The following is a 17869-nucleotide window of genomic DNA, read 5'->3' as shown; positions in this document are numbered from 1 at the left end:
GCCGCGCCGGGCACTCGCCGGGGTCGTCGTTACCGAAGTACGATCCGGCCAACACGCAGGGCTAGCTGGGAGGACGGACGTTGGCGGGGCTGACCGGCGGTGATCCGTCGCTGCTGCGGAGGATCAATTCGGCCGTGGTGCTGCACGCGTTGCGTGCCACGGACTGCGCGACCCTGACGGAGATCACACGGGTGACCGGGCTGTCCCGGCCGACCGTCGAGGGGGTCGTCGAAGGGCTGATCGAGGCCGGGCTGGTCATCGAGAAGGCGGCAGAGGAGGGGGCCACCCGGCGGCAGGGGCGGCCCGCGCGCCGGTTCCGGTTCCGCGCCGAGGCCGGGCATCTGCTGGGCCTGGAGATCGGCCCGCACCGCGTCGCCGCGCTGCTGTCCGATCTGGACGGCCGGGTGCTGGGCGCGCAGGCCAAGGACGTCGACGAGACGGCCGACGCGGACGAACGGCTGGAGCGGCTGCGCACCGCGGTCGCCGAGTTGCTGCGGCGGGCCGGGGTGGCGCGCAGTTCGCTGCGGGCCGTCGGGGTCGGCACGCCGGGCATCGTCGAGGCCGACGGCCGGGTGCGGCTGGGCACGGCGCTGCCCGAGTGGACGGGACTGCGGCTCGGCGAGCGGCTCAGCCGCTCCTTCAAGTGCCCGGTGCTGGTGGAGAACGACGCCAACGCGGCGGCCGTGGCCGAGCACTGGAAGGGCGCCGCCACCGAGTCCGACGACATGGTGATGGTGATGGCCGGGCTCAGTCCGGGCGCCGGTTCGCTGATCGGCGGACGGCTGCACCGGGGCTACGGCGGGGCGGCCGGCGAGATCGGCGCGCTGCACCTGCTGGGCCGCGAGGTGACCCCGGAGACACTGCTGTCCACCACCGACGAACCGCTGCATCCGCTGGACGAGCAGGCGGTCGCCGAGGTGTTCGCGCTGGCCCGTAAGGGGGACGCGCGGGCCCGGGCCGCGGAGGAGCGGTTCATCCAGCGGCTGGTGCACGACGTGGCCGCGCTGGTCCTCGCCCTCGATCCGGAACTGGTGGTGATAGGCGGCTGGGCGGCCGGGCTGGACGGCGTGCTGGAGCCGCTGCGCCGCGAACTCGCCCGCTACTGTCTGCGCCCGCCGAGGGTCGCCCTGTCCATGCTCGGCGAGGCGGCGGTGGCGACCGGCGCGCTGCGGCTCGCCCTCGACCACGTGGAGGAGCAGCTGTTCGCGGTGGACGGGACGGTCACCGCGCGCCGCTGAGCGGCCCCGTGTACGACGCGACGCGCCCCGCAGGAGTCCGGGGCGCGTCGCTCGTGGTGCGGTGGCTAGGAGGCCTGCCGCTCGGGTCCGTGGTGGATCTCCACGCTGCCGGAGTCGCCGAAGGTCAGGCGGCAGGTGTCCGCGCGATACGTGGCGACGGAGAGCGCGGCGGTGCGGCCGGCGGCGAGGAAACGGGTGGTGACGACGAGGACCGGGGCGCCCGGGAGGCGGTCCAGCTCCTTGGCGTCGTCGGCGCGGGCCGATCCCAGCTCCACCGCGTTGTCCCGGCCCTCCAGCTCCAGGTGCTGCAGCTCGCGCAGCACCGCACGCGCGCGTGCCGAGCCGGCCGGCGCGTCGATCGCCGTCAGGTCGGGGACCGAGGACGCCGGGATGTAGAGCAGTTCGGCGGCGACGGGCTGGCCGTGGAAGACGCGGGAGCGGCGCACGATGTGCACGGGCTCCTCCGCGCCGGTCTCCAGGGCGGCGGCGACGCCGGCGGGCGGCACCGCGAGGACGCAGTCGACCGGCTGCCAGGCGTCGTCCGGGGCGCCGGGCCAGGCGTGCTGGTCGGTGCCGACGGCCACGCCGACCCGCGGGGGCGCCACCGTCGTACCGACACCGCGGCGGCGCTGCAGACGGCCCTCCAGTTCGAGCTGTTCGAGGGCCTGTCGGAGGGTGGCGCGGGCCACGCCGAAGCGGGCGGCGAGGTCGCGCTCGTTGGGCAGGATCTCGCCGACCGAGAACTCCGAGTCGAGTGCCTCACTGAGTACGGTCCTGAGATGCCAGTACTTCGGTTCCGGCACCGATTCCAGCTGCGTGGTCCCCACCCTGTCCTCCGCAATCGCCGTGGTCCGGCGGCGTTTTAGCGCCCTTGTTTATTAAAGGTTGTTGTACTTATCTGCGACCATAAGGCGGCGCACACCCTTGGTCAAGACCAATCCTCGATCCCATGGGCACTCCATAGAAAGCGGTGCCACGCAGCGTTCACGAGGCGTTCGCACGGGTGCGTTTTCGTGACATGACGGCAAAGCTCCCGCAGCACGGCGGGACGCGTGGGAACACCGGGGCGGGAGAGGCGTGAGAGGCGGCCGTCCGACGGGGTCCGCACCCGCCGCCGTGGCCTCCGCCCGGTCCGTCCCCGCGCGTCCGGCGACACGTTCTCGCGCGTCCGGCGACACGTTCTCGCGCGTCCGGACGGAATCGCAGCACCCACCGGATGCCCGGCCCAGAATGATCCCGGACGGCCGCCCGCGTCCGGCGCTCGCGGGCGCCCGCGTCCCGCCGCCTCCGCCACGGCACGACACGCCGCCCCCGGGGACTACCCGTCAGTAGCAATTGCTGACAAGCTGTCTACGGCGTCAGCCGATGTCACAGACGAGGAGCCCCCATGTCCGCCACCGTCTCCGTCGAAGTCCCGGCCGCGCAGGGCCGTCAGGACGTGACCGTCTCCTACGCGCGCGTGGGCCGAGGCGAGCCGCTGGTCCTGATCCACGGCATAGGGCATCACCGGCAGGCCTGGGACCCGGTGGTCGACATCCTCGCGACGGAGCGGGACGTGATCGCCGTGGACCTGCCCGGTTTCGGCGCCTCCCCCGGCCTGCCGGCGGGCCTCGCCTACGACCTGCCCACCACCAACACCGTGCTCGCCGCCGTCTTCGAGGCGCTGGAACTGGACCGGCCGCACGTGGCCGGCAACTCGCTCGGGGGCCTGCTGGCCCTGGAGCTGGGCCGCGAGAAGCTCGTACGGTCCGTCACCGCCCTGTCCCCCGCCGGGTTCTGGACGCAGGCCGAACGGCGGTACGCCTTCGGGGTGCTCATCGCCATGCGGCGCATCGCGGAGCGGCTGCCGCTCCCGCTGGTCGAGCGGCTGTCCCGGACGGCCGCCGGACGCACGGCCCTGACCAGCACCATCTACGCGCGCCCGGGTCGCCGTTCACCCGAGGCCGTGGTCGCCGAGACACTCGCGCTCGCGCGGGCCACCGGGTTCGCCGAGACCCTGCGGGCGGGCACCGCCGTCCAGTTCACCGACGACGTGCCGGGCCTGCCGGTCACCGTCGGCTGGGGCACCCGGGACATGCTGCTGGTGCGCCGTCAGGGAGTGCGGGCCAAGCAGATCATCCCCAAGGCCCGGCTGGTCCGGCTGCCCGGCTGCGGCCACTGCCCGATGAACGACGACCCGGCCATGGTCGCGCGGGTCATCCTCGACGGCAGCCGCTGAGCCCCGCAGCGGGCCTGACACGAGGGCTCCGGCGGCCCCGGACCCCGGGCTCCCGCCGGACCGCGCCACGGCCTCCGCCGCCCGAGGCGCCGCGGTGGCGGTGTGCCCGTGCCGGCGGCCGAGGCGGGGCAGGGCCCCTGAGCCCACGGCGAGCCCCGCGCCGACCAGGGCCCCGCCCACGGCCTGCGCGAGGCCGTAGCCGCCCGTTCCGACGAGCGGCGCGGTGGCGACGGCGGTGAGCGGAACGAGGCCGGTGAGGAGCGTCGCGCGCTCGGTGCCGATGCGCTGCACGCCCATGTACCAGCAGACGAAACCGACCACGGTGACGACCGCCGCCTGCCACACCAGCGCGGCGGTCTCCGTGGCGTCGGGCCGACACAGCCACGCCCCGCCGTCGAGCACGGCCGCGGCCACCGCCGCCTCGACCGCCGCGACCGCGCACACGGCGGCGGTCAGCAGCCGTGGTCCGAGCGGCCTCAGCACCGGCCCCGCGAGCACCGCGAACCCGACCTCACCGGCCAGCGCGCACACCGAGAAGGCGATCCCGCTCAGGTCCGTCCGCCCCCAGCCCTGCACGGCGAAGGCGCCGACGGCGACCAGCAGCGCTCCCTGCAGGACCCGCCGCCGCGGCGCCCGCCGCTCCAGGAGCGGGACCAGGACCGCGACCACCACCGGCGCGCAGCCCACGAAGACACCCGGTACGGCCGGTTCCGCGGTGCGTTCGGCGGCGAGGACCGCCAGATTGAAGCCCACCATCCCGACGGCTGCGAGCAGGGCCAGCCGCAGCCAGCCGCGCGCCCCGAGCCCGCCCAGCCGGGCCCCTGCGCGCGGGCCGACGAACGGCACCAGCAGCAGGCAGGCCAGCCCGTAGCGCAGGAACTGGCCGCCCGCGTACGGGTAGTGGCCCAGCACGCTGTTGGCGGTGAAGGAGGCTCCGACGAGCACATAGGCGAACGCCGTCAGAAGGGCGCCGCGCACGGTGGTGGCGTTCATGAGGACGACGTTAGGAACCCTGGCGGCCCGGATTAAGGTCCACTTCCATGACGTCATCGGGGACCAATCCGGACGGCCTGCCGGGCTTTGCCGCCTGGGAGTTGCTGCTGCCGGCCGCGTCGGCACCGGCACGCGCGCGCGGCCGCTCCCTCCAGGCGGCCCTGCGCGAGGCGATCCGTGCGGGACGGCTCGGGCCCGGCACCCGGCTGCCGCCGAGCCGCGAGCTGGCCAAGGACCTCGGGGTGTCGCGCGGTCTGGTCACCGAGGCGTACGAGCAGCTGACGGCGGAGGGCTACCTGCGCAGCGGACGGGGCGCGGGCACCTGGGTGGGCGGCGCCGTACGGCCGGCACCGGCACGCGCGCGCGACCTGGCGCCGCGCCCGCCGGGCGCGCGGGTGGACTTCGTGCCGGGCTCACCGGATCTGGCACTGTTCCCGCGCACCGCGTGGGCCGCCGCGCAGCGCGAGGTGCTGGCGGACCTCCCGCACCGCGACCTCGGCTACCCGGATCCGCGCGGGCTGCCCCGGCTGCGCTCGGCCCTCGCCGAACTGCTGGCCCGCCGCCGGGGCGTGGTCGCCGACCCGGAGCGGCTCGTGGTCGTCTCCGGGGTGGCGCAGGCGACGACGCTGCTGGGATGCGTGCTGCACGCGCGCGGGGAGCGCGAGATCGGGGTGGAGGACCCCGGCAGCCCCCAGCACGAGGACCTGTACCTGGCGGCCGGGCTGCGCACGGTGCCGCTGCCCCTGGACGCCGAGGGCCTGGCCCTGGGTCCGCTGCGCGCCTCCGGGGTGCGCGCCGTGACGACGACACCCGCGCACCAGTACCCGACCGGGATCGCCTACTCCGCGCACCGCCGGACCCGGCTGCTGGACTGGGCCCGTGCGGCGGACGGCCTGCTGCTGGAGGACGACTACGACGGCGACTTCCGCTACGACCGCGCCCCGGTCGGCGCGCTCCAGGGCCTCGACCCCGAACGCGTCGCGTACATGGGCTCGGTCAGCAAGTCCCTCGCCCCGGGCCTGCGCCTGGGCTGGCTGCTGGTGCCGGAACACCTGGCGGACGAGGTCGTCGAGCGCAAGCGGACCATGGACCTCGGGCATCCCTCGCTCGACCAGGCGGTGTTCGCCCGGTTCCTGGAACGGGGCGACTACGACCGCCAGTTGCGCCGCTGCCAGCGCGCCTACCGGGAACGCCGGGACGTCCTCGTGGCCGCGCTGGCCGAGCACCTCCCGCACGCGCGCGTGTCGGGGATCGCGGCGGGCCTGCACGCGATCGCCGAACTGCCCGCGTCCTGCGGCCCGGAGAGCCGGTTCCTGGCACGGATGGCGGCGGCCGGGGTCGCGGTGCGCGCACTGGGCGCGTGCACGCGCACGCGGGCCGACGACCGTGTCGTACGGCTGGTGCTGGGATACGCGCATCTGCCGCCGGCGCGGATCCGGGAAGGGGTGCGGACGATGGCGCGGGCGCTCGACGGGCACGCCGGGTGACCCTGCGGGGCCGGGCCGTTGTTCACTTCCGGTTTCCGTGCGCGCTGCGGCGCACCAGTAGGTGTGGCGGTGAGCAACTGACCGGACCCCGTTCAGGAGGCCCCCATGTCCCTTTCCCTCCCCGGCCGCCGCGGTGTGCTGCGCGGCTCCCTTGCCGCGTCCGCGGCCCTGTCCCTGCCCACGGCGCTCGGTACGGCCCCGGCGTTCGCACTGTCCGGACGGCCGCGTGCGGACTGGGGTGTGCAGGCGGGTGACGTGAGCGCCGACTCCGGCCTGGTCTGGGTCCGTTCGGACCGGCCGGCCCGGATGATCGTGGAGACCTCGGCCACCGAGTCGTTCCGGGACGCGCGCCGCTGGCACGGGCCGCTGCTCGGCGCGGACAGCGACTTCACCGGCACCACGCGGCTGCACGGGCTGCCGTCCGGCGAGCAGATCCACTACCGGGTGCTGCTCGCCGACCCCGACGACCCGCGCCGCACCGGCGAGCCGGTCACCGGCACCTTCCGCACCGCCGCGACCCGGCGGCGCACGGGCGTACGGTTCGTGTGGTCCGGAGACCTGGCCGGACAGGGCTGGGGCATCAACGAGTCCCTCGGCGGCTACCGGATCTTCGACGCCATGGCCGGACTGGACCCGGACTTCTTCCTGTGCAGCGGCGACAACATCTACGCCGACGGCGTGATCTCCGCGACCCAGGCGCTGCCCGACGGCAGCCTGTACCGCAACCTCACCACCGAGGCGAAGTCGCACGTCGCGCTCACCCTGGACGACTTCCGCGGCAACTTCCGGTACAACCTGCTGGACGAGGCGCTGCGCCGGTTCAACGCGCAGGTGCCGAACGTCATCCAGTGGGACGACCACGAGGTCCGCAACAACTGGTACCCGGGCGAGGTCGTCGGCACCGGCACCCCCTACCCGGCCGGCACCCGGCTCGACGACCTGGCGGTGCGCTCCCGGCGGGCGTTCTCGGAGTACTTCCCCGTCTCGACGCTCGGCGGCCGCCCCGACGGCCGGATCTACCGCGTCCACCACCACGGCCCGCTCCTGGACGTCTTCGTGCTGGACATGCGGACCTACCGCAACGCCAACTCGCCCGACGACCAGCGGACCGACCCGCAGGGCATCCTCGGCGCCGAGCAGCTGGCGTGGCTCAAGCGCGGGCTGTCCCGCTCGCGCGCGGTGTGGAAGGTCATCGCCGCGGACATGCCGCTCGGCCTGGTGGTGCCCGACCCGGTCGAGGGCCTGGCGAACTTCGAGGCGGTCGCCCAGGGCGACCCGGGCGCGCCGCTCGGCCGGGAGCTGCAGATCGCCGAGCTGCTGCGGCACATCAAGCACGACGGGGTCACCGGCACGGTGTGGCTGACGGCGGACGTCCACCACACCTCGGCCCAGCACTACGACCCGTCACGGGCCGCGTTCAAGGACTTCGCGCCGTTCTGGGAGTTCGTCTCCGGCCCGCTCAACGCCGGCGCCTTCCCGGCCAGCGCGCTCGACGGCACGTTCGGCCCCGACCGGGTGTTCGTCAAGGCACCGACCGCCTCGAACGTGTCCCCCGCCGAGGGCTACCAGTTCTTCGGCGAGGTCGACATCGACGGCCACAGCGGCGAACTGACGGTCCGTCTGCGCGAGTACGACGGCACCGTGCTCTTCACCCGGACCCTGCGGCCGGGCCTGGTCGGCCAGTAGCTCCCGTACGCTTTCCCCAGGGCCGTGCTTCGGCGTCATCCCCCGGCGCACGGCCCTGCCGCCCGCCGCGCACAGCTCCCGCGGGGCTCCCCCAACTCCCCCGGGAACCGGGTGTTCTCGCAGCTCGGAGCGGATTGTCAGTGGTCGCCTCTACGGTTTTTCCATGACGCGATCTTCACAGGCCGTGGCCTATCGCCAACCCTCCGTGCTGCGCTCCGCCGCCGGCGGACGCCATCTGGGACTGGAGACGTCCCGGGGTGCGACACCCGCCGGGGTCGAGGACCATCCGCGGTTCTTCGCGGGCTTCCTGACCTCGCCTCAGGTGGCCGCCGCCGGGCTGCTCGCGGTGGCCGACGTCGCCGCCGCGCGGTACTACCAGCCGCAGCTGCGCGCCTCGCTCGACCCGGTGGTGACGGGCAACGGCGACCGGCTGCGCTTCGAGTCCTTCTCCGGCTGCGGCGGGGTGTACGCCCGGCTGGACGTGCTCGGTGCGGGGCTGGACGGCGGCGAGACCGGCCACGGCACGACGAACGTCGACGTCAACAACCCGCTGCGGGAGGCCCTTTCCCGGCTCGGCAGCGACGATCCGCTGCATCTGCGGGTCGGTCCCGAGGAACTCGCGGTGACCACGCTCGACGGCCCCGTGGTGGAGAAGAAGGTGCCGCTGCCGGACCGCTGGCTGCGCGGCTTCGCGGAGGCGCAGGTCATAGCGGCCGGCTTCGACCTGCGGGCCGAGCTGCCCGCGGACGAGGCGGTGCGGTTCCTGCGCTCGCTGCCCCGCGCCGGCACCGGCCGCCGGGGTTCGGCCGGCCCCCGCTGGGTGGTGCCGGCCGGCCGTGGACTGCGGCCGACGACCCGCCCGGTGCCGGGCGCGGTCTGCCTGCCGGGACCGGAGCGGCTGGCCGCGCTGCAGCGGGTGCTGCGCCACGCGACGGCGCTGCGGGTGTACGGCCCGCAGGGCGCTCTCCCGGTGTCCGGTGCGGCGGCCGCGTGGGAGGTGGTGCTGCCGGGCATGCGGCTGACACTGACCCTGTCGCCCGACGCGGGCCGCGGGTTCTCCGGCGAGGGCGGCGTGCTGGACGCGCTCGCCACCGACGCGGCCGCCGAGGACGCGGAACTGATCGCGGTGCTGCTGGCCTGGGAGCCTCGGGTCGACGTCGCCGACCTGGCCGCCTCGGCCGGGCTCACCCCGGAGCGGGTCCGTGCCGCCCTGGTCCGTCTCGGCACCTCGGGACGCGTCGGCTACGACACCGCGGAGGCCGCTTACTTCCACCGCGAGCTGCCGTACGACGCGGACCGCGTCGAGCGGCACAATCCGCGGCTGCGCTCGGCGCGGGCGCTGGTGGCCGCGGGCGCGGTGACCGTGGACGGCGCCGTCGGGACGGTGACCGCCGAGGACGGTCATCTGCACCGGGTGCGGGACGCGGGCGGGGTGCTGAGCTGCAGCTGTGTGTGGTGGGCGAAGTACCGGGGCGGGCGCGGGCCGTGCAAGCACGCGCTGGCGGTGCGGATGGTGCGGCGCGGTGGAGCGGTGGAGCAGGACGTGGCGGAGATCGGCGGGGGTACGCGATGAGTGCGGTGCTGGATGCGGTGCGGACGGGACGCGCGGGCGAGACGGAGCTGCTGCTGAGGAGCTTGCCGGACGCCGAACGGCGTTCGCTGCTGCCGGAGTTGAAGAAGCTGCGCAAGGAGGTGCGGGACCTGCCGTGGGATCAGCGCAGCCGGGCCGAGCGGATGTATCCGGCGCTTCAGGTGGCCGGGGCGATGTGCCACTCGGGGGCCGCCGCGGCCGCGACCTGGATCGCCGGGGCCGACATGCGCTGGCGGCAGGCGCCGACGGAGACGCTGCTGCGGGCGCTGGCCGGCCGGGACACCGGCTGGCAGGCCGACGTGGCCCGGCGCCTCGCCGACCGCCCGGTCTCCGCGGACGTGCCGTTCGCGCTGATGGCCGGGCTGGTGCGCCGCTCGGGATGCGAGGTGCCGGTGACCGACGCCTACGTGGTCGGCTGGGTCCGGCACGTCGGCCACGGCTGGGGCCGCGTGCCGCTGGTGGACCGGCTGAGGGCCGAGCCTGACCTGGTGCCACTGGTGAACGGCCTGTTCGAGTTCTCCGAACTGAGCGAGGTCCGCTGGCTCTTCGGCGACGGCCCCGGTTCCTGGCAGAGCGCTCTCGCGGAACTGACCCGGACGGGCGAACTGGACCGCGCCGCGGTGGTCGACGCCTGTGTCGCCCGGCTGCTGCGCGGCGGCGGCCCGACCGACCACCGGGTCTTCCTGCCGCTGCTGGTCGAGCTCGCCCTGACCCGGGAGGAGGAGCGCGACCGGGTCGCGGACTGGACGGCCCTGGCCCGGGACGCCGCCTCCCCCGTCGCCGCCCACGCCCAGGCGGTCCTCGCCGCCCTGGCCCTCGACGGGCGGCTCGCCGCCGGGCAGCTGGCGGAGGCCTCCGAAGGGGTGCTGTTCCGCTCCGAGAAGAAGCTGGTGCGCGCCCAGCTGGTGCTGCTCGGCAAGGTGCTCGCCGGGGCCCCGGACGCGGCGCCGCAGCTGCTGCCCGCGGTGGCCCAGGCGTTCGGGCACGAGGACACCCAGGTCCAGGAGCGGGCGCTGAAGCTGGTGGAGCGGCACGCGAAGCGGCTGGCCGACCCGGTGGCGAGGTCCGGCATCGCCGAGGCCGCCGACCGGCTGAGCCCGGCCCTGCGCACCCGGGCCACCGGCGCCCTGGGCCTCGCGCCCGCGGCGGCTCCCGAGGCGTACGCGGAGGTGCTGCCGCCCGTGCCGGAGCCGTTCCGCCCGGAGCCGGCGCCGGACTCGGCGGTGGAACTCGCCGAGGAGATCGGGGCGTTGCTGGCGTCCGACGGGGACGTGGCGGCGTTCGAGCGGGCGCTGGACGGCCTGGCCCGCCACGCCTACCGCGACCGGGACGCGCTGCGGGCGGCGCTGGAGCCGGTGGCGGCCACGCGCTGGTGGCGGCAGCCCGACGTGATGGGCCGACTGCACGTCGAGGACTATTTCGGCCCCGGACGGCGAGGCCTCCTGGACGCCGAGCGAGGCCTCGAACTGGTCCTGGCCGCGCTCTACGAACTGGTGAGCCCGGCCACCCTGCTCGCCGGTCTGCGCAAGGGTCCCGCCGACCACGACTGCGCGCGCCACGCGTTCTCCCGGGTCATGGACGTCCGCTTCCGTGAACTGGCCCACCGGATAAGGACGGATCCGCAGCCGCTGCTGCTGGCGACGCCGTCCTGGAGCACCGGTCTCCTGGAGCCGGACGATCTCGTGGACCGGCTGGACACCTACCGTCGCCTCGGCGCCCGGGTGGGCGAGGTGGACTTCGCGCAGGCGCTGCTGCGGGTGCGGCGCGGCGACCAGGCCGCGGCCCTGGCGGCGGCCCGGCGCGCGAGCGGACTCGGCATGCCGGAGGGCGAGCGGCTGGCCCGCCTGCTGTCGGCCGGGGCGCCCGTCCTGCCCGCATCCCACCGCCGGACATCGGGCCCGCGCGTCCTGATCGAGTCCGGTGAGGTCCCGGAACTGCGGACGGGTTTCCCCGAGGCGTTCCGGCGGCTGGGGCTGCCGTTCACCGTGTCCGACGCCGTTCGGTACTGCTACCACTGGGGCCACGAGAACCACCGGCACTGGCTGGCCACGCTCCCGGAGCTGCGCGAACTGGTCGCCGTCCGGCTCGCGCACGACGTCTCGGAGGCGGCGGTGGACGACGAGCGGGGCGCGGCCGCCGCGCTTCCGCTGCTCGCCGAGTCCGGCGGCGCCGCGGGCGAGAGCACCCGGCTGTGCGTCGCCTACGGGCTCGGCGCCCGGCATCCGGAGGACCGGCTCGCCGCGGTGGACGCGCTGCTGGTGCTGGCAGCGCGGGGACAGCTGGACGCGGAGCGGCTGGGCGCCGACCTGGGGCAGCTGGTCCGGCGCGGCGCGGTGAAGCCGCTGCGGCTGGCCGAGTCCGCGCGGACGGCGGCGGCCACCGGCGCCAACACGACGATATGGGAGATGCTCCGGCACGCGCTTCCCGTGCTGCTCGCCGATCTGCCGGCGGCGGGCGCGGGCACACCGGGCGCGGCCCGCGGGCTCGGGGAGCTGCTCTCGGTGGCCGCCGAGTGCGCCGAGCGGTGCGGAGCGCGCGGTGCCGTGCCGCACCTGTCGCGGGCGGCGGCACGGCGCGGCTCGTCCCGTCTGGCGGTCCAGGCCCGCCGGCTGCGTGACGCGCTGGATACGGAGGCTGCCGCCTGACAGGGATCAGAACCGGTCATTTCCAGGGCTCGCCAACAGCAAAATTCGGCGCAAAAACAACATAAGCACACTTTACCCGTCGGTCACAGAGCGTTCGTGATCACGCAACACCCTTCCTTCACAGTGGATGCATGAATCGAGACATGTCTGACGTGAGGCGCACACGGGATGGACGCCCCGTGCACCACTGGCGACGGGACGTCGTCGAACTCGCCGCCCTGTTCACGGCCGTCGCGGCCGCGGACGCGGTGGCCAACCTGGTCGGGCACGGGCCCGACGGCCCGGCGCTGCTGGTGATCTCGGCCCTGGTGCTGGCGGCGACGGCCGGCTTCCACGTGTGGTGGGCCAGGCGTCCGGGTCACGCACCCCCGGTGCACCGCAGCGATACCGGCGCCCGGCCCGCGGTCTCCACGACGCGGCAGGCCGGGCCCGGTCCGCAGGCCCCGGGGGCCGAGGGCGCGGACAGCACGCTGTGGCGGCTGCGCACGACCGTGCGGGACGAGCCGGGTTCGCTGGCCGTGCTGTGCGCCGCGCTCGCCGGGCACGCGGTCGACATCCTGAACCTGCAGACGCATCCGCTGGGCGACGGCACGGTCGACGAGTTCCTGCTGCGGGCACCGGGACCGCTGACGGCCGGCGAGATCACCCGGGCGGTGGCGGTGGCCGGGGGCCGGGACACCTGGCTCGAGCGGGCCGACGCGCACGACCTCGTGGACGCCCCGACCAGGGTGCTGGGCCTGGCGACCCGAACCGCTCTGGACGCGGCGGAACTTCCGCTGGCCCTCCGGCAGTTGTTGGGAAGGTGCACGATCCGCTCGCTCCCCGCCCATCCGGTCGGCGGGGCCCGGCGCCCCGAGGCGGTTCCCGTCGAAGGGGTGCTGGAGGACACGGTGATGCGGCTGCGCGCACCGGAGGGTGGAGTGATCACCGTGGAGCGGCCCTATCTGCCGTTCACGCCGACCGAGTTCGCGCGGGCCCGCGCGCTCGTGGAACTGGACGCCCGGCTCGGGCCGCGCGTCCCGCACGGTCAGGACGTGCTCACCCTGCCCGAGGGCAGGGAGATCACCGTACGCCGGGCCGACACCGGTGACGTGGAGGCCGCGAAGGCCATGCACGAGCGCTGCTCCGCACGGACCCTCGGGCTGCGCTACCACGGCCCGGTGGGGGACGCGGACCGCTACCTGAACCACCTCCTGAGCCCGCGCTTCGGCCGGACGCTGGCCGTGCAGACCGCCTCGGGCCGGATCGTCGGCCTCGGGCACCTGCTGTGGGACGGGGACGAGACGGAGGTCGCGCTGCTCGTCGAGGACGACTGGCAGCGGCGCGGCATCGGCGCCGAGCTGCTGCGCAGGCTGGTGGGCATGGCTGCCGAGGCGGGCTGCGAGAGCGTGTACGCGGTGACGCAGGCGTCCAACACCGCGATGGTGGCGGCCATGCGCGGACTTGACCTGCCACTGGACTATCAGATCGAGGAGGGGACGCTGGTCGTCACGGCCCGGCTGGCCGCGGAGCCGGGCAGCGCCGTGACGGCCCTGGGGCGGCTGTCCGGCGCGGGCGAGCCGGGCAGGACCGAAGCGCCGTAGGCCTGCGGGCCGTACCGCCGCCGCGGGTGCGCGCGACCGGCCGCACCCGCACGGCGGGGCCGCGCCTCGGCCCCGTGCCCCTAGCGCACCGGGCCCAGTGCCCGGTCCAGGTCGGACCAGAGGTCCTCGACGTCCTCCAGGCCCACCGACAGGCGCAGCAGCCGGTCGCTCACTCCGGCGCCCCGGCGGTCGTCGGCGTCCACGATGCGGTGGCTGATGGACGCCGGGTGCTGGATGAGGGTGTCGACGCTGCCGAGGCTGACGGCCGGAGTGACCAGGCCGACCCGGGAGACGACCTCGTGCGGGTCGCCGAGCACCTCGAAGGCGATCATCGCGCCGCCCAGCCGCGGGTAGACCCGGGAGACGCGCGGGTCGGCGGCGAGCCGGCGGACGAGTTCCGCGGCGGTGGCGGAGGCGGCCCTGACCCGTACCGGCAGCGTGGACAGGCCGCGCAGCAGGAGATAGCCGGCCAGCGGGTGCAGCACGCCGCCGGTAGCGAAACGTATCTTCCTGAGCTGCCCGGCGAACTCCTCGTCGCAGGCGACCACACCGGCGAGGACGTCGCCGTGACCGCCGAGGTACTTGGTGGCGCTGTGCAGCACCAGCCGGGCGCCGTGCTCGGCGGGGCGCTGGAGCACCGGCGTGGCGAACGTGTTGTCGGCGAGCAGCGGGACCGTGCCGCAGGCGTGCGCGACGGCCCGCAGGTCGAGTTCGGCCAGCGTCGGGTTGGCCGGGGACTCGACCAGCACGAGACCGGTGTCCGGGCGCAGCGCGTCGGTGATGCCGGCCGGGTCGGTCCAGGTGACCTCGGTGCCCAGCAGGCCCGCGGTGAGGAGGTGGTCACTGCATCCGTACAGGGGCCGTACGGCGACGACGTGGCGCAGGCCGGCCGCGGTGCGGGCGAGCAGCACGGCGCTCAGCGCCGCCATGCCGCTGGCGAAGGCCACGGCCGACTCGGTGCCCTCCAGACGGGCCAGGGCGGTCTCGAAGCGGGCGACCGTGGGGTTGCCGAGCCGCCCGTAGACCGGCGGTCCCGCTGGGTCGGCGCCGTCGGTGGCGAAGGCGTCGATGCGGGCGGCCTCGGCACGGCTGTCGTAGGACGGATAGGTGGTGGACAGGTCGATCGGCGGGGCGTGCAGGCCCTGCCGGGCGAGGTCGTCGCGGCCGGCGTGCACGGCCTCGGTGGCCAGGGCGCGCGGGGCGCCGGACCGCCGCGCGGCACCGTCGCCGAGGTGCACCGGGCCGTCGAGGGCGCTCACTGAGTCGTCGTAGGTGCTCGTCGAGTCCATGCCCGAAGGGTGAACATCGAGCGGGGTACGGGAGACGAACACCGTGTTACGTTCGCCGTATGGCCGAATCTGTCGTACTGGATCCGGTCGATCTGCAGCTGCTTCGGCTGCTGCAGAACGACGCCCGGACCACCTACCGCGATCTCGCCGCCCGGGTCGGCGTGGCGCCGTCGACCTGCCTGGACCGGGTGACCCGGCTGCGGCGCTCGGGTGTGATCCTCGGTCACCGGCTGGAGCTGGACCCCGCCAAGCTCGGGCGCGGTCTTGAGGCGCTGCTGAGCGTGCAGGTGCGGCCGCACCGGCGGGAGTTGGTGGGGCCGTTCGTGGAGCGGATCAGGGCGCTGCCGGAGTCGCGGACGGTGTTCCATCTGACCGGCCCCGACGACTACCTCGTGCACGTCGCGGTGTCCGACATGACGGATCTTCAGCGGCTGGTCCTCGACGAGTTCACGTCCCAGCGCGAGGTGGCCCGGGTGGAGACCCGGTTGATCTTCCAGCAGTGGGAGTGCGGACCGCTGCTCCCGCCTACGCCCTCGGCTCAAACCCAGTGACGGGCGGCGGCCCGCCGTACGAGGATGGACCGCATGTCACAGACCAAGAGCCCGCTGCCCCGTCAGGTCGCCGACACCTTCGTCGACGAGCTCATCGCCCTCGATCCGATCACCGGTACGTTCCTCGGCGTCAAAGAGAGTTCGAGCCGGCTCCCCGACACCTCGCCGGCCGGCGGCGAGGCGCTCGCCCGGCTGCAGCGGGACACGCTCGCGCGGCTCGACGAGGCCGAGCGGCAGCCCGGTGCGGACAGTGACATCGAGCGTCGCTGCGCGCGGCTGCTGCGCGAGCGGCTGACCGCCTCCCTCGCCGTGCACGAGGCGGACGAGAGCCTGCGTTCGGTCAGCAACCTCAGCTCGGCCGCGCACGCGGTGCGCCAGGTGTTCACCGTGACGCCCACGGCCACCGAGGAGGACTGGGCGGCGGTCGCCGAGCGGCTGCGCGCCGTGCCGGCCGCGCTGGAGGGCTACCGGCAGTCCCTGGAACTCGGCCTGGAGCGGAAGCTGCACGCGGGTCCGCGCGCCACCGCCACCTTCGTGGGGCAGCTCGGCGAATGGGCCGGCACGGGCGAGGGGGGTGGCTGGTTCCAGCAGTTCGCCGCCTCCGGGCCCGAGGCACTGCGGGCCGGTCTGGACGAGGCGGCCCGTTCCGCCGACGCGGCCGTGCTGGCGCTGCACGACTGGATGCGGGACGTGTACGCGCCGGCGATCGAGGGCGCTCCGGACGTGGTGGGCCGCGAGCGGTACGCCCGCTGGGTGCGCTACTTCAACGGCACCGACCTCGACCTGGACGAGGCGTACGCGTACGGCTGGTCCGAGTACCACCGGCTGCTCGCCGAGATGCGGACCGAGGCCGAGAAGATCCTGCCCGGCGCGGCCACGCCGTGGGTGGCGCTGGCGCACCTGGACGAGCAGGGCACCCACGTCGAGGGCGTCGACGAGGTCCGCAGCTGGCTGCAGTCCGTGATGGACGAGGCCATGGACGAGCTGGACGGCACCCACTTCGACCTGGCCGAGCGGGTCCGCCGCGTCGAGTCCAGGATCGCTCCTCCGGGAAGCGCGGCGGCGCCGTACTACACGCCGCCGTCGGACGACTTCTCGCGCCCCGGCTGCACCTGGCTGCCGACCATGGGCCAGACCCGGTTCCCGGTCTACGACCTGGTGTCGACCTGGTACCACGAGGGCGTGCCCGGTCACCACCTCCAGCTGGCCCAGTGGAAGCACGTCGCCGGGAACCTCTCCCGCTACCAGGCCAGCGTGGGCATGGTCAGCGCCAACGCCGAGGGCTGGGCGCTGTACGCGGAGCGGCTCATGGACGAACTGGGCTTCCTCACCGACCCGGAGCGCCGGCTCGGCTACCTGGACGCGCAGATGATGCGCGCCGCCCGGGTCATCATCGACATCGGCATGCACCTGGAGCTGGCGATCCCGGACGACTCGCCGTTCCACCCCGGCGAGCGCTGGACGCCCGAACTGGCGCAGGAGTTCTTCGGCGCGCACAGCAGCCGTCCGGCGGACTTCGTGGAGAGCGAGCTGACCCGCTACCTGTCCATGCCGGGGCAGGCCATCGGCTACAAGCTGGGCGAACGGGCCTGGCTGACCGGCCGGGAGCGGGCCCGCGAGCGCAGCGGTGGCGCCTTCGACCTCAAGGCCTGGCACATGGCGGCCCTGTCCCAGGGCTCGCTGGGCCTGGACGACCTGGTGGACGAGCTGTCGCAGCTCTGACGGCGGCGGCCCGCGCCCGGCGGCGGTGACCGCCGCCGGGTCGCGGCGGTCTGCCGTTCGGGGGTGCTCCGGTGGCGGCGGCCGCCGGCAGCAGGCTTTCTGGTGCCGGGGGCCACCGGACAGGAAGCGAGCCGCGCATGCAGACCTCCACGACATCACGGCGGGAGCCGTTGCAGACCCCGCGCGCCGCCGGTGTGGCCGGGATCGTGTTCGCGCTGCTGATCGCCGCCGCCATCGTGCTGATCCGGCTCGGCATCCCCCAGGGCGCCGACGCGGTCTCCTACCAGGCGCCGGACCCCAGCCGGCGCAGCGCCGTCAAGTGGGCCCTCCTGCTGGTGCCGTTCGCCGGGATCTTCTTCCTGTGGTTCGTCGGCGCCGTCCGCTCGCACGTCGGCGAGGCGGAGGACCGGTTCGTGGCCACCGTGTACCTCGGCAGCGCCGTGGTCTTCACCGCCACCATGTTCTCCGCCGCCGCGGTGGCCTCGGCCCTGCTCGCCACCTCCCATCCGGCGGGCACCTCACCGTCCAGGCCCACCTGGGACTTCGGCCAGCATCTCGCCTACACGCTGATGATCGAGTACGCGATGCGGATGGCGGCCGTCTTCGTCTGTTCCACGTCGGTGATCGGGCACCGGCTGGGCATCATGCCGCGCTGGCTGACGCTGCTCGGTTTCCTCACCGCGCTGGTGCTGCTGTTCGTGTCGGCGAGCGTGCCCTGGTCGGAGCTGGTGTTCCCGGCCTGGTCCCTGCTGCTCAGCGTGTACATCCTCATGGAGAGCTTCCGCCGCTCCGCCACCGCCCCGGACCCGGAACCGGCGGCCTGAGCGCTCACCCGTTCGGAACGCCCCGGCGCGCGGCGCCGGGTG

The 17869-nt window shown here is 74.7% G+C and carries 12 protein-coding genes and 1 pseudogene; 10 read left to right on the top strand and 3 right to left on the bottom strand.

The genetic code is table 11. The features are described 5' to 3' along the window. Positions 1 to 80 precede the first annotated feature (80 nt). Complete coding sequence (locus ACIQOE_RS19825; protein ID WP_362642061.1) at positions 81 to 1238, top strand: ROK family transcriptional regulator; 1158 nt, start codon at positions 81 to 83, stop codon at positions 1236 to 1238. A 65-nt stretch (positions 1239 to 1303) separates the two neighbouring features. Here ACIQOE_RS19825 and ACIQOE_RS19820 read toward each other — a convergent pair whose 3' ends face one another. Further along, positions 1304 to 2065, bottom strand: a complete 762-nt coding sequence (locus ACIQOE_RS19820; RefSeq protein WP_362642062.1) for a GntR family transcriptional regulator — start codon at positions 2063 to 2065, stop codon at positions 1304 to 1306. 560 nt (positions 2066 to 2625) lie between these two features. Here ACIQOE_RS19820 and ACIQOE_RS19815 point away from each other — a divergent pair. Then, the gene (locus ACIQOE_RS19815; protein WP_351326826.1) at positions 2626 to 3456 is read left to right on the top strand and encodes an alpha/beta fold hydrolase; all 831 of its coding nucleotides are present in this window, start codon (positions 2626 to 2628) and stop codon (positions 3454 to 3456) included. A 636-nt stretch (positions 3457 to 4092) separates the two neighbouring features. Here ACIQOE_RS19815 and ACIQOE_RS19810 read toward each other — a convergent pair. Further along, positions 4093 to 4449, bottom strand: a pseudogene (locus tag ACIQOE_RS19810) (EamA family transporter); the annotation flags it as partial. A gap of 47 nt (positions 4450 to 4496) precedes the next feature. Here ACIQOE_RS19810 and ACIQOE_RS19805 point away from each other — a divergent pair. The 5 genes from ACIQOE_RS19805 (at position 4497) to ACIQOE_RS19785 (ending at position 13441) form a co-directional block, all read left to right on the top strand. Next, positions 4497 to 5936, top strand: a complete 1440-nt coding sequence (locus ACIQOE_RS19805) for a PLP-dependent aminotransferase family protein (RefSeq protein WP_401412672.1) — start codon at positions 4497 to 4499, stop codon at positions 5934 to 5936. A gap of 105 nt (positions 5937 to 6041) precedes the next feature. Next, a complete protein-coding gene (locus ACIQOE_RS19800; protein WP_365571172.1) occupies positions 6042 to 7622 on the top strand; it encodes an alkaline phosphatase D family protein in 1581 nt (526 codons plus the stop codon). Between the two features lie 163 nt (positions 7623 to 7785). Then, positions 7786 to 9195: an SWIM zinc finger family protein gene (locus ACIQOE_RS19795; protein WP_351326831.1), complete on the top strand. Its 1410-nt coding sequence runs from the start codon at positions 7786 to 7788 to the stop codon at positions 9193 to 9195. Further along, positions 9192 to 11858 (top strand): DUF6493 family protein, encoded by a 2667-nt coding sequence (locus ACIQOE_RS19790; RefSeq protein WP_401412670.1) that lies wholly within the window; start codon positions 9192 to 9194, stop codon positions 11856 to 11858. The genes ACIQOE_RS19795 and ACIQOE_RS19790 overlap by 4 nt, the downstream gene beginning before the upstream one ends. A 179-nt stretch (positions 11859 to 12037) precedes the next feature. Further along, positions 12038 to 13441 carry a GNAT family N-acetyltransferase gene (locus tag ACIQOE_RS19785; RefSeq protein ID WP_401412668.1) on the top strand — a complete coding sequence of 468 codons (1404 nt, stop codon included), beginning with the start codon at positions 12038 to 12040 and terminating at the stop codon, positions 13439 to 13441. 80 nt (positions 13442 to 13521) lie between these two features. Here the strand turns inward: ACIQOE_RS19785 and ACIQOE_RS19780 are convergent, their stop codons facing one another. After that, positions 13522 to 14730 (bottom strand): trans-sulfuration enzyme family protein, encoded by a 1209-nt coding sequence (locus ACIQOE_RS19780; protein ID WP_401412666.1) that lies wholly within the window; start codon positions 14728 to 14730, stop codon positions 13522 to 13524. A gap of 59 nt (positions 14731 to 14789) precedes the next feature. Between ACIQOE_RS19780 and ACIQOE_RS19775 the strand changes: the two genes are divergently transcribed. The 3 genes from ACIQOE_RS19775 to ACIQOE_RS19765 all read left to right on the top strand — a co-directional run bounded on the left by ACIQOE_RS19775 (position 14790) and on the right by ACIQOE_RS19765 (position 17827). Next, the gene (locus tag ACIQOE_RS19775) at positions 14790 to 15281 is read left to right on the top strand and encodes an Lrp/AsnC family transcriptional regulator (protein WP_351326837.1); all 492 of its coding nucleotides are present in this window, start codon (positions 14790 to 14792) and stop codon (positions 15279 to 15281) included. Positions 15282 to 15314: 33 nt separating this feature from the next. Continuing rightward, complete coding sequence (locus ACIQOE_RS19770) at positions 15315 to 17003, top strand: DUF885 domain-containing protein (RefSeq protein ID WP_362642072.1); 1689 nt, start codon at positions 15315 to 15317, stop codon at positions 17001 to 17003. A 137-nt stretch (positions 17004 to 17140) separates the two neighbouring features. Further along, entirely contained in the window at positions 17141 to 17827 is a 687-nt protein-coding gene (locus ACIQOE_RS19765; RefSeq protein ID WP_365553670.1) for a hypothetical protein, read from the top strand. The last annotated feature ends 42 nt before the right edge of the window (positions 17828 to 17869 follow it).

Origin of the sequence: Streptomyces sp. NPDC091282 (assembly GCF_044757385.1) — a bacterium.
GTDB classification, from domain to species: domain Bacteria; phylum Actinomycetota; class Actinomycetes; order Streptomycetales; family Streptomycetaceae; genus Streptomyces; species Streptomyces gramineus.
Note: the sequence above shows the minus strand (reverse complement) of the source record. Positions and strands in the feature narration are given on the sequence as shown.

Bases quoted from the DNA above. Each gene is read 5' to 3' on its own strand.
- ACIQOE_RS19790 (WP_401412670.1), top strand. From the start codon at position 9,192: ATGAGTGCGGTGCTGGATGCGGTGCGGACGGGACGCGCGGGCGAGACG.
- ACIQOE_RS19770 (WP_362642072.1), top strand. From the start codon at position 15,315: ATGTCACAGACCAAGAGCCCGCTGCCCCGTCAGGTCGCCGACACCTTC.
- ACIQOE_RS19775 (WP_351326837.1), top strand. From the start codon at position 14,790: ATGGCCGAATCTGTCGTACTGGATCCGGTCGATCTGCAGCTGCTTCGG.
- ACIQOE_RS19815 (WP_351326826.1), top strand. From the start codon at position 2,626: ATGTCCGCCACCGTCTCCGTCGAAGTCCCGGCCGCGCAGGGCCGTCAG.
- ACIQOE_RS19800 (WP_365571172.1), top strand. From the start codon at position 6,042: ATGTCCCTTTCCCTCCCCGGCCGCCGCGGTGTGCTGCGCGGCTCCCTT.
- ACIQOE_RS19780 (WP_401412666.1), bottom strand. From the start codon at position 14,730: ATGGACTCGACGAGCACCTACGACGACTCAGTGAGCGCCCTCGACGGC.
- ACIQOE_RS19805 (WP_401412672.1), top strand. From the start codon at position 4,497: ATGACGTCATCGGGGACCAATCCGGACGGCCTGCCGGGCTTTGCCGCC.
- ACIQOE_RS19765 (WP_365553670.1), top strand. From the start codon at position 17,141: ATGCAGACCTCCACGACATCACGGCGGGAGCCGTTGCAGACCCCGCGC.
- ACIQOE_RS19795 (WP_351326831.1), top strand. From the start codon at position 7,786: ATGACGCGATCTTCACAGGCCGTGGCCTATCGCCAACCCTCCGTGCTG.